We start from the raw sequence: 15277 nt of genomic DNA on the forward strand, positions 1-15277 counted from the left end.
AACATTGGCAGATATTTTATATCACATTTTAGGATGGATTATATTAAGAATAAAATATCCTAAGAAAAGTGAGCGTGATAAAATACTTCAAGACGTTTATGATGGCTCTTACGTAACAGCTGGAGTGGAATGGCCATTAAAAATAGTTGCTGCTAGTTTGTTAATTTTGCTATTAGTTTTTGTAGGTGCCATATTTTTCCGACTATTATTTTTTCCTGCCGAAATGTAATCACACTATAAATCATCTTTCTTATAAAAACCTTTCTGTTTTATACCTTCAACTTCTTTTAAAATTGAAATAAATATAGAATCATCTATATCGTCTTGTGTTTTATAACGAAGTGATTTCACAACTTTTCGTTTTTCCGTGACCAAATAAGAATCCCATTTTTTAGATAAGTGTGCAGAATGCCAAAACCCAACGTCTACATAGTCTTTACTTTGATTTATATAACAGATTGGTCGTTTATCAATATAATAACAAGGCAATCGCCATTTGTATAATAAGTTTGCTTCTGGCAACGTATGCTCTATTAATACTTGCAAATGCAAATAAATAGACCTGTAAGGTTCTGGTTGTTTTAAAATGTGCGCTTCAGCAGGATTCAAATTAATTTCGATTAAAAAATTCGTAAAATTCCTATCACAAGTAATGCAATACCAATTACCGCTTTAAAGGGCATAAGCGTTGCAGATAATTTTCTTAAACTTGTTTCTAACGAGGGCACTTTACTAAACACATGTGTTAATAGAAGAATTCCTCCTAAAATGCTTACAATGCTAAAAAGTAAACTTCCCCTAAAAGTGAGTATAGATAAAATAATAAGCGCACCACCTATTACGGTTTGAAATGGTACTAATTTGCCTGCTATGTTATTAAAAAAATTGCTTTCACCATCCCATTTATCTAGTGTTGCAAGACCAAGTAAAATACCACCAGAGATGTTTGCTATTGTTAAGAGTAATCCGATCATTTCGTGTTTTTTGTTATTAGTTAGATTATAAATTTAGCTAAAACTGCAAAATAAATTTGCTCAAACCGAATTATTTATTTTACTTTGTATTTCAAAGTACTTTAAATATGAACGATAAAGATTATCTAAAAGACATTAGTGAGATTAAAAATCTTATGAATAAATCGTCGCGATTTATTTCTTTAAGTGGTTTATCTGGCGTACTCGCTGGCATTTATGCCCTTATTGGTGCAGCTGTTGCCTATTGGTTAGTAATGACGGAAAGTGGTGGCACTTTGTATATATTTCATGGTTGGGTATTTTGGGCTTGCATGGCTGTTTTAATGATGATAGCCATTTTGAGTGCAGTTACTGGTATAATTCTTACCACAAGAAAAGCTAAAAAAACTGGTGACAAAATGTGGGACAGCTCCTCTAAGCGTCTATTATTAAATTTTTTAATTCCGCTAACCGTTGGTGGTATTTATTGTTTAATTATTTTAACTCAAGGTAGATATGGACAAACTGGTGGTTTAATGCTCATTTTTTATGGTTTAGCATTAGTTAGTGCTTCAAAATATAGCATAGGCGACATTCAATATTTAGGTTATATTCAGATTATATTAGGCTTAATAGCGAGTTATTATCCTGGTTATGGATTTTGGCTTTGGGCAATTGGCTTTGGTGTAATGCATATTATTTATGGCACTTGGATGCATTTTAAATATGATGTCAACTAAAATCGGACACACATGAAATCAATTAAAACACTTTCTGTTTCTGTGGTGCTATTAATACTTTGTACATCTTGTCATTTTAATAAAGGAAAATTTGTTATTACTAATGCGAGTGATTTTAAAATTGATTCATTAAGTATTAATCCAAACGCTAATCACGAAACGATAAGTCTAGACAAAGGAAATAGTATTGCATATAGCATCTCAATGACCGAAGCAAAAACAGATGGTAGTTATTTCATTGCCTTTAAAAACACTGAAAACAATACCATTATCTCTAAATCATTTGGCTATTATACCAATGGTTATCAGATTGAAGATGAAATAAAAATTACCGTTTTAAATGATACTATTTTAATTGAAAGTAAATTTGATAAACCGTACAATTAAGAATTATTCCTGAAGTTACAGGAAACACTATGAGTATAATTACTAACATAAATAAACTTTTTGACCACAGAATACGACTAGGCATTATGTCTGTACTTATGGTTAATGAGCATGCCGATTTTAAAATGCTGAAGGAATTGTTAGGCGCCACAGATGGTAACTTAGCGAGCCACACCAAAGCATTAGAAAAAGCAGACTATATTTTGGTTGAAAAACAATTTATTGGAAGAAAACCAAACACAAGATATAGTGCTACTAAACTTGGCAAATTAGAATTTAAAAAACACATTGAAGCGCTTGAAAAATTGATTAACAAGACCTAATTCTTAGAAATTTAGATGGAAAACTTTGTACATAAAAACTCAATAGTCAGAGAAATCTGGGGAACTAGCGACACCATTCTTTTGGTCTTTGCTGGTGCATCTGCTGAGTTTGCCACTAACAAAGCAGTCGATTGGCTCTACTTTACTGGCAAATTACCATCTGACCCTTTGGGGCGATTATTTTCTACGGTTAATTATGCCAAAGCCATTGTTTTTTCTGAGAAAGATGATGCTATTAAAGCGATAAATCATATTACGGCAATTCACACTTCAGTTGAAAATAAACGAGGTACAAAGATTCCAGAATGGGCTTATAAAGATGTTTTATATATGCTGATTGATTACTCGATTCGTTCTTATGAAATTTTAGAAAGAGAACTTCAACTTGAAGAAAAACAAGAAGTTTTAAACGTTTTTGGCAATGTTGGTTCTAGAATGGGAATTAAAAACCTACCACTAACCTATTCCGATTTTAAAATTGAAAGACAAAATCATTTAAACGAAAATTTAAAAAACGGAAACTATACTAAAGACTTATACCAACAATACCGAAAACATTTAGGCCTTTTTAGGTATCGTTTATTATTAGAATCACAAATATTACTATTACCTAATGTTGTTAGAGTTTTACTAAGATTGAGAAAAGTATCCGTATTGAAACCATTAATTTCAGTTTATAAAATTTTTAGAAGTCTTAAACTCGATTGGATTTTAAAGGACATCATTTTACCAACAGCCTATAAACAAGATATAAAACGATTAAATATTACAACCACATAAATTAACGAAACCCAATATTTCGACTACAATTAGTATGTCGCTTTTTTTTAATCATTTACTTTGAAATACAAAGTACTTTAAAATAATTAAACATGAAAAAATTAGCACTCTTTATCGCAGCCTTATTATTTAGCACCTTCTTCTATGACCAATCCATAGGACTTAACCTTTTTCTATTTAGTATTCTTACCGTTGTAATTCTGTTTATTAATAATCAATCGCATTTTAAAAACAGAAAAACCCAAATCTATTCGGTTGCGTATCTTATTACAGGTTTAACTATATTTTTTCATAGTTCTACACTTTCTATTATTGCCAATGTGGTTTCATTCTTTACTTTAATTGGCCATCTTTCTGAAACTAAATCGTCCATTTATATCAATTGGCTTAATGGATTGTATACCACTATTGCCGGTTTCTTTCATAGAAATTTTGCCATATCTGAAACCAAATCAAACGACGATGATAACGCAGAAAAAGAACCGATAGACTATTTACATTGGGCAAAAATCATACTGATTCCTGCTGTAATTCTTATCACATTTATTGGATTATATAAAGAAGGAAATCCTGTTTTTAGTAACATTATTGACAAGATAGATTTTAGTTTCGTCAACATTCAATGGTTGTTAGTTGCTGGTTTGGGTTACTATTTATTCAATAATATCTATGCACCCATTGAAGTAGAACCAGCTACCGAATTAGATTTAAATACAGAAAACAATCTACATAAAACCAACGCGTTTTCTGTTCCTAAACTTAAGCAAGAAAATCAGCTTGGTGTTATTCTTATTTCATTATTAAACGCTCTTATAGTGCTCTATCTCATCACTGATATTGCATTTATTACTTCAGATTTCGAAATAAAAGCCTCGCTTTTTTCAGCACAAGTGCATAGTGGCATTAATGCATTAATTGCATCCATTTTTATTGCCATTATGATTCTATTGTACGTTTTTAGAGGAAACCTCAACTTCTATCAACAAAACCAAACTCTAAAACGTTTAGCCTACACTTGGATTATCCTCAATATTCTTCTTGTATTCAGTATCACATTTAAAAACAGTCAGTACATCTACTACTTTGGATTAACCTACAAAAGAATTGGCGTTTTAGTGTATCTAATTCTTGCTACTATAGGTCTTGTAACCACACTACTAAAAATAAGTGCTATAAAAAACAATTGGTATTTGTTTAGAGTTAATACGCAAGCTGCCTTTATTATTCTCATAGTTTCTAGCACTATAAATTGGGATTATCACATTACGGATTACAATTTTAATCACGCCAAATCTATGGACTTTAAATATGTATTAAACCTCTCTAACAACAATACGTTTATACTAAATGAACAATTAAATTCTCAATCGTTAGACCAAGATTCAATAGAACAGATAAAATCTAAATACTACAACTATGTCTATCAATTAAGAAACAATAATTGGCAAGAATTACAATACGACAATATTAAACTCAATTCTAAGTGATATGGCAGGATTAATAATAGTTGCCATTTTATTTGGCGGTGGATTTACGTTTGTTATACTTAGAATAAGTATCTCTAGTATGTTTTGGTTTTCAAAAAAACCGAATGATAAACAGTATGTTTTTAAAAATCAATTTCCGTATTACATCATAGTTTTAACCACAATATTGACCGCAATACTTATCAGTTCAGGTTTCGCCTATTTTGCTATGTACTACGTTTTAGGTGTTTACTGTCTTGCGCTTTTGATATGGAATTTTAAGTTGAAACATTGTAAAAAAACATACAACAACACAACACATTTAACAGAACAGCATCAACCCAAATTACCATGAACAACCTATTCCAAATATTTAAAGAAAAACGAAAGCAACTCATCATTTGGTTATTTGAACATTCGCAACGTATCTATACTTCAATGTTTAAAAGCCATAAGCCTTGGAAGGTCTCAAAAGCCGATTTACTTAACTATCCGATGTCTTCGTTTGGAAGACATTTAGGCGATTTTTTAGATGAAAATAATTTTGAACTCATCCCAAAAGTAGAGCGACACGACTGCTACCACGTACTGTGTGGCTACAGTACCAAAGTAGAAGATGAAATTGCACTTCAATGCCTCTGCTATGGCAACGGAAAACGCAGTCCGTATTTGTATGGTGCCATAATTTTGGGTATTGCTATTCTTCCTGATTATTATAAATATTACTACACATCTTTTAAAACAGGAAAGACAGCAAATGCATTTCATCATTACGATTATCAGAAATTATTAAAGGTTTCAATTTCAGATTTTAGAGATGCCATTTTCTCAAAAAGCGAACTATTCAATCTTAATCTAAGTACAGCATGAAAAAATTAAAACTATTAATTCTAGCAGGTATTATTATGACTATTGGTGTTTTAACCACCTTTCATTGGGTTGGTTACAAAGCTAAAGGACTTAGTTATGATGATGTAGACAGCATTCCAAAAAACAAAGTCGGACTCGTACTTGGTGCTAGTCGTTTGGCGCCTAGTGGTAACATAAATCTGTTTTATAAACACAGAGTTGATGCAGCCGTTGCACTCTACAAAGCAGGAAAAATTGAATACATATTAGTCAGTGGAGACAATAGCCTTAAAGACTATGATGAGCCAACAGATTTTAAAAACGATTTAATTGAAAAAGGAATTCCGGCTGAGCGCATATTTTTAGATTATGCAGGTTTTAGAACGCTAGATTCGATAGTGAGAGCCAAAGAAATATTTGGCCAAGATTCGCTTACCATTATTTCTCAAAAATTTCATAACGAACGTGCTATTTATATCGCACAACATTTTGATGTTAATGCTATCGCTTATAACGCAAAGGATGTTTTTAAACGACCAGCGAGAGAATATTTAGCGCGTGCAAAAGCGAGTTTAGATTTATTATTTAATGTAGAACCAAAATTTTTAGGCGATAAAATAGCCATTAAATAAAACACACATCACATCATGAAAATTCAATTTAACAAATACTATTTAGGCCTAGCCCACTTTCTTTTTCTGGTAGAATTGGCTATTGCCTTCACACTAAAAACAGGATTTATTCGTCATACGTTTGGCGATTATCTCGTGGTTATTTTATTATATGCAATTATTAGAGGATGCACTAACATGAGTGTTTGGGCCTCTAGTTTAGTCGTCCTCATAATTGCTTTTGGTATTGAATTCCTCCAACTCACACCCTTCTTAGCCTACTTTAATTTACAAGATAGTTATACTGCAAAACTCATTTTTGGCAGTACATTTCAATTTACAGATTTGGTAGCTTATACCTTAGGAATTGTAACTGTTTTAATCGTTGAGAAATCAATTACAAGATATAATTCACTTCAAAATATTACCTTATGAATCTGATAAAAAACGTTATTCAATCGCAATTTAAAACCTTATCATTAATTAGTGTTGCCTTATTATTTAGTGGTATCTCTTTATTGGTAAGAATAAAATTGAACAAGTCTTTTTTCTACTTATTTTTAATTTGGAATGTCTTCTTAGCGATTATTCCTTATGCTATAACCATGTATCTCAGCACCAAAAAAAATATAAGTAAAGTTACGCTTGGATTTGGCTTTTTAGTTTGGTTAGCCTTCTTACCAAATGCGCCATATATTATTACCGACTTAATACATTTAAGAACTGCCAACAATACTTTTTTATGGTTAGATATCTTAGTGGTTTTATCTTTTGCTTTAAGTGGCTTGTTTTTATTTTACTTATCGCTAATTGATATGCAAAATCTTATGTCGTCTAAATTTGAAAAACTTCCAGTAAAAACAATTACAACTATTATTTTATTTTTATGTGGATTTGGTGTTTACCTAGGTCGTTTTTTAAGATACAATTCTTGGGAAATTATAAGTGGTCCGCAAATACTGTTTATAGATATCATAAATATAATTATTGCACCTTTTCAACATTATGAAGCTTGGCTCTTTACTATAGGATTTGGACTATTCTTAGTGGTAGGCTTTTGGATGTTTAAGAATTTAAATACCTTAGAAAACAATTAAAAAACGAAAACATGAAATCAATAATTTTAATCGTCATACTGGCTATAACTCTGTCTAATTGCGATGAACGACGAACGAATAGAATCAATCATGATGCCACTATAGAAACTGAAGTAAAAAAAGATAGTTCTAAGATTGAAATTGCAGATTTACCTATCTTAATCGATAGTACAGACTATTTAATTCACCCTATAGGACATATTACAGAATACAAGTCGAGATTTTCTAGTTATTCTGGTAAACGAGGATATAACTCATTTTCTGTCTCAAATTATAATGATTTTTCTATTAGAGGCGAATTCAGCAATTTAAAATTCCAGCACTTAAATTCTAAAAAACTAACACCTTTAACTGATGAAATAGTTGAAATTACTTCGGTAAGATTTCTTAAAGATATTAAAGAACAAACCGGACTTCAGTATTTAATTTATACAATTAGAGACACAGATACTAATAAAGATTCTAAAATAAACACCGAAGATGTTGAAGCACTCTATATCAGTACTATTGATGGCAAAAATTTAAAAAAACTAACACCAGATTTGGCTAAAATTGCGTATTGGAAAGTTATACCAGAATTAAATAGATTATATTTTAAAAGTATTTCGGACACTAATAAAAACGGAGGATTTGATAAACACGACCGCGTTAATTATCAGTATATCAATTTAAAAGATGGAAACCTAAGTGTAATAGATTATCAACCGTTATAAAAAAATTAAGAGGCTCTATTCTTATCTTGAATTTTTCGAACAATTTTCGTTGTTCTGTTACGTGTTAGTATTCTAGGCAACACAGATAAAAATTTATTGATAGTACCAGGAATTGCAACAACTTTACCTTTTTGCATAGCATTATAACCATACAAAGCGACTTCTTTTGGACAAGCCATATTAAAAGCTATTTTATTCTCTGCTGCGTCCTCAGACACTACACTCTGAAAGGATGTTTTCGTAGGGCCAGGACACAAAGCCGTTACAGTAACACCTGTTCCTTTTAATTCATTAGATATTGCTTCTGAAAATGATAATATGTAACCTTTAGAGGCATAATATAATGCCATTAATGGACCAGGCTGAAATGCTGCTAATGAAGATAGATTGAGGATTTTACCAGAACCACGTTTTACCATATCTGGTAAAATAAGTTTTAAAAGATGTGTTGTAGTTATGATGTGAAGATTCAACATTTGTGATTCACGTTCCCAATCTGTATCGCAGAATGTTCCAAACAATCCAAAACCTGCATTATTAATGACGACATCTATTTCTATATTTTTTACAGCATTGTAAATTTCAGTTGCCGCATTTGGTAAGCTTAAATCCTTAAGGATCAGAGTTGTTTTTGTCGCATTATAAGTATCGAGTATTTTATTCTTTGCATCATTTAGTCGATCCTCATCAATATCTATTAATATTAATGTATAAGCATCTTTAGCTAGTAACAATGCTAACTCAAACCCTAAACCCGAAGCCGCTCCTGTAACTAGAGCTATTTTTGTTTTTTTACTCTTCATTAATATAATCCTGCAAGTAATTAAAACGCTCAGTTAATTTACCATTTTCGGTAATCTTAGCACGTTTTAAAACTTCGTCTACATCATTATTATAGAAGGCAGGTATCACATATTTTAAAAACGTTTCCCCAAAACCTTCACTCGCATCCTTTGGCAATTCGCATGGTAAATTATCCACTGCCATTACTGTAATAGCATTATCAGCGTTAAAAGCAACTTCTTTTTCCGTCATTGCATCATAACCATAAAATGGGTCTGCAATAGTCGAAGGTCTAATAGTACTTGCCACAGGACCATCGATATCACAAGATACGTCTGCTACGAGATTAATTCTAAAATCAGGATGTTTAGCATCTTCTCTTGTAAATAAATAAGGTGCATTATTACCATAAAAATGACCTGCAATAAAGTAATCTGTTTCTTTTGCGTATGGCATAAAGTTGCTTACGTAACCTGTTGGGTCTTTATAAAATTTTGACCTCTCACCTACTATACCATCTTTTCGTTTAGCATATTCCATAACATCTGCCATAACATAAACCGGTTCTGTAAATTGACTTGTTAAATACAACGCATCACTAATTTGCTTAATGCCTAAATGATCCAAAATTTCTTTTGCACCATGGGCTACTTTACCTGTTCCTGTTAATAATATTTTAATATTTGGGATGGTAATTTTATCTAATTCTGCTTTTACTTCATCTAAATCAGCTAAAGTTTCAACTTTAGGCAAAGTGAATAAATTATCCCTTAATCCTAATACTCTAAAACCATTATAAGCACCAACTAAACCTGCATAACGACCAAACCCTATAAGTCTGGCATTATTTTTTTTAACGATAGTTTCATGGTCGTACATTTCTATATTTTTTTCTAACATGGCAATTAAAAGCTTTCTGTTATAAGGCTGCTTTTTTATGGTATGAGAGAAATAAAAGTATTTTTTATTTGGGATTAATTTTTCAATTGGCACTTCCTTAACACCAATCATAACATCTGCATGGGATACATCTTCTAAAACTTCGAAACCTAATTTTGCATAAGCCTCATCTGGAAAAATTCTAATATCAGAAGATTCTACAATAAAGGTAGCTTCAGGAAATTGAGTTCTTGCTTCTGCTAAATGTTGTGGCGAAAAAACGACACGTCTATCTGGTGGGTTTTTACGTTCTTTTATAATGGCGAATGTCATGTAAATAGAATTATTAATCCCTAAAAGGTGGGACAATTATAGTTTTTACGAAAATAGTGTGATTTAAATTATTTGTCAATTTAAACCGCGATTATTTACAAGACACTTTAAAATATCTCAACACCAATATTGTTCAACTAAAAAATAAAATATATTGAACTTATCTAGTCATTATGAATTATAATCTTATATAATTTCTGCTGTGATTTACTTCTAATCTTAACCATATACACACCTGTTGTGAATAAAGACAGATTGATTCGATTTTCGAGTTTATCAGAGTCGAGCGGCATTGTTAATACTTTTCGACCTTGTAAATCGTAAATATCAACTTCGGTATTATTTGCTAATTTTCCTTCTATAATGAGAGAACTAAAGTCCTTTATAAAATACACCTTTAATTCATCTAATTCTATTTCTGCTAGTGACAAAGATTCTTCAGTTGTGCGTAAAAAGAATCTACCTGTTCCAAAAATATTCGTTGTAGGCACTATACTATATGCTCCATTATTCAGTAAAGTTGACGTATTCAAAAGGGCATCATCTAGATAAACTTTAACTGAATCTGGTAACGTAGTTTCTGCAATACTAAAATGAATTTGCTCACCCTGATTAGCATTGACGCCTAAAGGAATTGAAATCTCTGCAAGATCTGACATGTTTAGCGACTGTAATGCTATAGTCTTTCCTACATTATCTTCTACCAAATGCGAATAAATTTTAAATCCTGTATTTGCTGTTCCCCAAAGTTCTGCATCAAAACCTTTATCTAAGCCTTGGGATGCATAATTGTTGAAATAAAATTCAGTACTAAATGTACTTGTGCTAGAACTTAAAGCTAACTTAAGGTAAATTAATTCTGTATTCCGCCCTAAAATAAAATCATCATTTGTCCCTGTGGTTTGCATATCTTTAGTAAATTCTAAATTGTAGGCTGTAACATGATTAGCATCTGCAGCAACGTAAAATCCTTGACCTGGCGCTATTAAAGTCGAAGAATTTGTATTCGCTAAGTTATAAATAGTCCATTTATTTTCTGTAGAAGCATTGTAACCATAAATCGCTGCGGATGCATTAGCAAATAAATCTATGTTTGAAACGCCCAAATCGACCTCGTGATTTAAAAAAGAATGCACATTAATATAAGAAGGATATGGATTACCTACAAGGTTCCATTTTGTAAAATATGGTCCACTATCTAAAATATTTATATTAACAGCATTAGGAATAGTCCCAGTAAAAATCAACGCTTCACCAGAATCTGTTGCCACTCTATATCCTTTACCACTGATTAAATCTACTATAGTATTTTCGTTGTAATTTTCATAATCACCAGTCGTTTTATCAAAAGGTGCAAACGCATAGACCGTTGGTAATTCTCCATTATCTAATAACGTTGTGGCATTTTCAGGACTTAAAAAACTAGACCATGTTTGACTAGAAAGTGGTGGTGAGATTAAATCATTACCCAAGATATTAGAATTGACATATCTATGATAGCTTGTGTTACCTGCGACAGATATTGAACCCTTAACTACCAATCCAGAATAACTATCGGATTGAGAGTACATCGTTAAATCGTCAGTAATATTTAGAGTTGTTGTATTAGGGACAACCATATTTGCACCACTATTCAAATTTAGTTTTGCAATTTCGACCACTCCTGAAACTATAGGAATATTAGATGTAATTGGAATAGTTACCACACTACACTTTGATGGAATAACATTTGGTGTCCAATTATTTGGTTCATTCCAGTCAGATGATAAAGAACCATTCCACAGAGACACTTCACTTTCAGTGGTTGAACGGCTTACTACAATAGTATAATCTGTTGGCTCTCCACAAGCATTCTCTACACTAACAATAATATTGTTTTCACCAATATTAAGGTTTACATTACCTGTACCTATAACTGTAGCGTTTTCATCATTTGTAATTGCACTTACTAGTGTATTGTTGGTGTTAGAACAAACATTTGATGTGTAGCTATAAATATTGGAATCAAAAGCTGGACTTAATATTAAATTATCACCAGATAAGAATGACAATGAAGTGTCATTACCTGTGACTGTGATAATTTGCGTGCAGCTCTCGGAATTGCCGTGCGTATCTTCAGCGGTCCAAGTTATAGTGGTATCTCCAGGCGGATAAATTCCTGATGCATCTGAAGTGCCTGTAATATCGTTTGTTAATACTACAGATGTAATAGGTGCTGTAGAGGTTACCCAATCTGTGTTTACATCCATACTGGTTAAAACACCATTATTTCCATTGCTAGATTTATCGGTTAAAATAGAACTTAGCGGATCTTCTTCAAAGTTATAATAAGCAACCAAACCTGGCTCTGTTCCTTTTAAAAGTTTGTTATAACCATTGTTTATTTCTGTTGACTTCAATGCGGTGTTCCAGATGCTTAATTCATCTATTTGTCCATTAAAAAACTCATATGCTCCGACATTCACATCTTCTCCAATTGCATAATCTAATGAACTTGCAGGAATCGAAGTAAATACGGTTGTTGAGGAATTTATTTCAACACCATTGACATACAATTTAATGACGCCATTATTATAAGTACCAGCTACATGATTCCATGTGTTTAAACTTAAGACATTAGAACTAAAAACACCACCTCCACCAGTACCTGTAAACACCAACCTTAAACCTCTACCATTTGCTAAATATGGAGGATTAGAACCATCATAGGTATCAAAGACAATCTCACCCGCAACACTTGCAGATCCAGAATATCTAGTAAAAATTCTAGTATAGCGATTTGCTCTTGGATAAATCCATGCTTGAACAGAAAATTCTGTTGTAAAATTTAAAGACGAACTAGTAGGAATGATGACCCTATCATTATTACCATCAAAATCTAAAGCTGTATTTGATGCACTACAGTTTTCATTTAGTGTTGGTGAAATTATTATCATTTCATCGTCGCATGTTGACGCATTTAAATTTATTGTTTGATTAGCGCAACTGACAATAGGCGCTGTAACATCTTGTAAAATAATATTTTGAGTTTGACTTTCAGTATTCCCATTGCCATCATCATAAGTCCACGTTACAACTGTTGTTCCTTGTGTTGTAATTGGGAATGCAACATCTGCGGTTGCGGAAATTGCTCCACTATTTGCTGTAGGTGTTGCTGGTGTTGCTTCGCATTCTGCCGTAATGTCAGATAAGTTAGCTACATCTGTAATAATTGCATCGTATTCATAAAAGTATGCAGCTCCTGCATTATTGCTATTACTTCGTGAAGCAACAATTAGATTACCACCATTTATAGCGACACTGCTACCAAATCGGTCATTAGCTAAACCATCAGATGCCGTTAATTTGGCTTGTTCTGTCCAAATAGCACCTGAACGTGTAAATAGATATGCAGAACCTGACTCATTGCCTAAATCGTCATTTAATGTGGCTCCTATGAGAACAGTTTTACCATCTATAGCTACACTTCTTCCAAAAAAATCAGAAGCTGCTGCATCAGAAGCTGTTAATTCAGCTTGCATTGTCCAATTGGTGCCTGAACGCATAAAAATGAATGCAGAACCTGTATTACTAATTGCACTATCATTTCCAAAAGCTCCGACAATGGCATAATCTCCATCAATACCCACACTATCTCCAAAAAGATCATTAGAATCAGCAGATGCCGATAATTTAGCTTGTTCTGTCCAAATAGCACCTGAACGCATAAACACGTAAGCTGAACCTGAGTTACTACCTCCATCATCATCATGAGAAGCGCCAACAATAACATAATTATCATCTACAGATACACTATAGCCAAACCAATCATCAGCATAAGCATCAGAAGCTGTTAATTTAGTTTGCTCTGTCCAATTACTCCCTGAACGCATAAAGATATATGCAGAACCTGAAGCTGAGCCATCATCATCATTGCCGAAAGCACCAACAATAGCATAATCTCCATCTATTGATACACTATTTCCAAATTGATCAAAGGAAGTAGCATCAGAAGCTATTAATTTAGCCTGTTCTGTCCAACTGCTTCCTGAACGTATAAACACATAAGTCGAGCCTGAAAAACTACCATTATCATCGTTTACGGGAGCACCAACAATGGCATAATCACCATTTATGGAGACACTATAGCCAAATCGGTCATCGGCAGCTGCATCAGATGCAATTAATTTAGTTTGTTCTATCCAATTGGCTCCTGAACGCACAAAAATATAGGCAGAGCCAGTATCAGTACCAAAATCGGTATTATCATAAGCGGCACCAACAATGGCATAATTACCATCTATAGAGACACTATAGCCAAATTGGTCACTAAAAGTAGCATCAGAAGCTGTGGCTTTGATAATTTCATTCCAGTTTTGGGCATTAAGCGTTAGATAGGTTGTAGATATGATTAGGGCAAGTGAAAGTAGCACTTGTTTTTTCATGATAATTGGTTAGGAATGGTATAAGTATGACATACAATATTATAACATCTTTACATACAAAACAATACGCATTTAATAGGCATATTTGATGCAAGTAAAACTAAGTCTGATTTTTATAATTTGAAATACTCAATTTGAGTATAGTTTAAGTCTTTACATTTTATAAACCTTAAATCTATTTTTACCAAAACCAGTCACTATAAGAGTTAAAATTATTTTTTTAATCTTTAGGATTTTTATGATTCTGCCATTATTTCTTAAAATACGTTTAAAACCAATTTGGTATGGCATTTGCATTGGTATTTTTAGTAATTTTGCAGCCCTTGAAATTTTAATAAGGTTTCTTGGTGTAGCGCGTTAGGGATAGAAGCGGCATCCTTTTACTTTTTTAAGCAAAAGATTTAGCAGACAGCACGACCTGATAAGGTAACGCAAAAAATAATATATCATTTATGAGATTTCTGCTTTCGCAGAAAATTTTGGGGTCGACTGGTTTTGACAGCGAGATTAATTAAATGGTAAGCACGTGGTGTAATGGCATTGAAACACCTAAAAGGCTAGACCAAATTTTAAACGGCGAGAATAACTACGCTTTAGCTGCATAATCTGAATTATAGTAAGATTTCGTGCTCATTTCTACTAGGTAGAAAGGCTAAATGTCTCCAGAAAGCCTTGGTTAGTGGCGTTCTTTTTTGAGGCATCGTAAAAATTGACTAAGATTGGGTAGCGCTTTGATGCCCTTTCGAGATTAAGAAGCTAAGTTGTAAGTGGGTTGTCTTTAACCAGCTCGCAATCGAAAATCTAAGAAAAGAATAAACGTGTAGAAAGCCCTTTGGTTACTTGTTTGGACGAGAGTTCGATTCTCTCCGACTCCACAAAAGCCCTTTTAACTATCTAGTTATTAGGGTTTTATTTTTTAGAGGTGCTGTATAGGTGTCA

General features: G+C 32.6%; 17 protein-coding genes and 1 other RNA gene. 13 read left to right on the forward strand and 5 right to left on the reverse strand.

Features of this window, described 5'->3' with window-relative positions:
- Positions 1 to 4: 4 nt before the first annotated feature.
- Positions 5 to 229, forward strand: coding sequence for a hypothetical protein (locus ACJBCC_RS15060; protein ID WP_299102993.1), 225 nt, complete (start codon positions 5 to 7; stop codon positions 227 to 229).
- Between the two features lie 5 nt (positions 230 to 234).
- Here ACJBCC_RS15060 and ACJBCC_RS15065 read toward each other — a convergent pair whose 3' ends face one another.
- Positions 235 to 609 carry a DUF1801 domain-containing protein gene (locus tag ACJBCC_RS15065; RefSeq protein WP_407557642.1) on the reverse strand — a complete coding sequence of 125 codons (375 nt, stop codon included), beginning with the start codon at positions 607 to 609 and terminating at the stop codon, positions 235 to 237.
- A gap of 11 nt (positions 610 to 620) precedes the next feature.
- Positions 621 to 974, reverse strand: coding sequence for a hypothetical protein (locus ACJBCC_RS15070; RefSeq protein ID WP_299102989.1), 354 nt, complete (start codon positions 972 to 974; stop codon positions 621 to 623).
- 107 nt (positions 975 to 1081) lie between these two features.
- Between ACJBCC_RS15070 and ACJBCC_RS15075 the strand changes: the two genes are divergently transcribed.
- The 11 genes from ACJBCC_RS15075 (at position 1082) to ACJBCC_RS15125 (ending at position 7919) form a co-directional block, all read left to right on the forward strand.
- The gene (locus tag ACJBCC_RS15075) at positions 1082 to 1693 is read left to right on the forward strand and encodes a hypothetical protein (protein ID WP_407557643.1); all 612 of its coding nucleotides are present in this window, start codon (positions 1082 to 1084) and stop codon (positions 1691 to 1693) included.
- A 12-nt stretch (positions 1694 to 1705) separates the two neighbouring features.
- Positions 1706 to 2080, forward strand: coding sequence for a hypothetical protein (locus ACJBCC_RS15080; RefSeq protein ID WP_299102985.1), 375 nt, complete (start codon positions 1706 to 1708; stop codon positions 2078 to 2080).
- Between the two features lie 29 nt (positions 2081 to 2109).
- Positions 2110 to 2403 (forward strand): transcriptional regulator, encoded by a 294-nt coding sequence (locus ACJBCC_RS15085; RefSeq protein WP_299102983.1) that lies wholly within the window; start codon positions 2110 to 2112, stop codon positions 2401 to 2403.
- A 15-nt stretch (positions 2404 to 2418) separates the two neighbouring features.
- A complete protein-coding gene (locus ACJBCC_RS15090; RefSeq protein WP_299102981.1) occupies positions 2419 to 3183 on the forward strand; it encodes an oxygenase MpaB family protein in 765 nt (254 codons plus the stop codon).
- A 92-nt stretch (positions 3184 to 3275) separates the two neighbouring features.
- Complete coding sequence (locus ACJBCC_RS15095; protein ID WP_299102979.1) at positions 3276 to 4670, forward strand: DUF4173 domain-containing protein; 1395 nt, start codon at positions 3276 to 3278, stop codon at positions 4668 to 4670.
- Between the two features lies 1 nt (position 4671).
- Positions 4672 to 5004 carry a hypothetical protein gene (locus tag ACJBCC_RS15100; RefSeq protein ID WP_299102977.1) on the forward strand — a complete coding sequence of 111 codons (333 nt, stop codon included), beginning with the start codon at positions 4672 to 4674 and terminating at the stop codon, positions 5002 to 5004.
- Positions 5001 to 5519 (forward strand): Coq4 family protein, encoded by a 519-nt coding sequence (locus ACJBCC_RS15105; RefSeq protein ID WP_299102975.1) that lies wholly within the window; start codon positions 5001 to 5003, stop codon positions 5517 to 5519. The genes ACJBCC_RS15100 and ACJBCC_RS15105 overlap by 4 nt, the downstream gene beginning before the upstream one ends.
- Complete coding sequence (locus tag ACJBCC_RS15110) at positions 5516 to 6130, forward strand: vancomycin high temperature exclusion protein (protein WP_299102972.1); 615 nt, start codon at positions 5516 to 5518, stop codon at positions 6128 to 6130. Before ACJBCC_RS15105 ends, ACJBCC_RS15110 begins: the two co-directional genes overlap by 4 nt.
- 15 nt (positions 6131 to 6145) lie before the next feature.
- Positions 6146 to 6544, forward strand: a complete 399-nt coding sequence (locus tag ACJBCC_RS15115) for a DUF2809 domain-containing protein (protein ID WP_299102970.1) — start codon at positions 6146 to 6148, stop codon at positions 6542 to 6544.
- Positions 6541 to 7206, forward strand: a complete 666-nt coding sequence (locus ACJBCC_RS15120) for a DUF1361 domain-containing protein (RefSeq protein ID WP_407557644.1) — start codon at positions 6541 to 6543, stop codon at positions 7204 to 7206. Before ACJBCC_RS15115 ends, ACJBCC_RS15120 begins: the two co-directional genes overlap by 4 nt.
- 11 nt (positions 7207 to 7217) lie before the next feature.
- A complete protein-coding gene (locus tag ACJBCC_RS15125) occupies positions 7218 to 7919 on the forward strand; it encodes a hypothetical protein (protein ID WP_299102966.1) in 702 nt (233 codons plus the stop codon).
- A 5-nt stretch (positions 7920 to 7924) separates the two neighbouring features.
- On the opposite strand, the gene ACJBCC_RS15130 is transcribed toward ACJBCC_RS15125, so the two are convergent.
- The 3 genes from ACJBCC_RS15130 to ACJBCC_RS15140 all read right to left on the reverse strand — a co-directional run bounded on the left by ACJBCC_RS15130 (position 7925) and on the right by ACJBCC_RS15140 (position 14338).
- The gene (locus tag ACJBCC_RS15130; protein ID WP_299102964.1) at positions 7925 to 8722 is read right to left on the reverse strand and encodes an SDR family oxidoreductase; all 798 of its coding nucleotides are present in this window, start codon (positions 8720 to 8722) and stop codon (positions 7925 to 7927) included.
- A complete protein-coding gene (locus tag ACJBCC_RS15135; protein WP_299102961.1) occupies positions 8712 to 9914 on the reverse strand; it encodes an NAD(P)-dependent oxidoreductase in 1203 nt (400 codons plus the stop codon). Before ACJBCC_RS15135 ends, ACJBCC_RS15130 begins: the two co-directional genes overlap by 11 nt.
- A 164-nt stretch (positions 9915 to 10078) precedes the next feature.
- Positions 10079 to 14338 (reverse strand): LamG-like jellyroll fold domain-containing protein, encoded by a 4260-nt coding sequence (locus tag ACJBCC_RS15140; protein WP_407557645.1) that lies wholly within the window; start codon positions 14336 to 14338, stop codon positions 10079 to 10081.
- A 481-nt stretch (positions 14339 to 14819) separates the two neighbouring features.
- Here ACJBCC_RS15140 and ssrA point away from each other — a divergent pair.
- Positions 14820 to 15216, forward strand: a transfer-messenger RNA (tmRNA) gene (ssrA, locus tag ACJBCC_RS15145).
- Positions 15217 to 15277 lie beyond the last annotated feature (61 nt).

Source organism: Winogradskyella sp. 4-2091 (genome assembly GCF_045765065.1).
In the GTDB taxonomy this organism is placed as follows: domain Bacteria; phylum Bacteroidota; class Bacteroidia; order Flavobacteriales; family Flavobacteriaceae; genus Winogradskyella.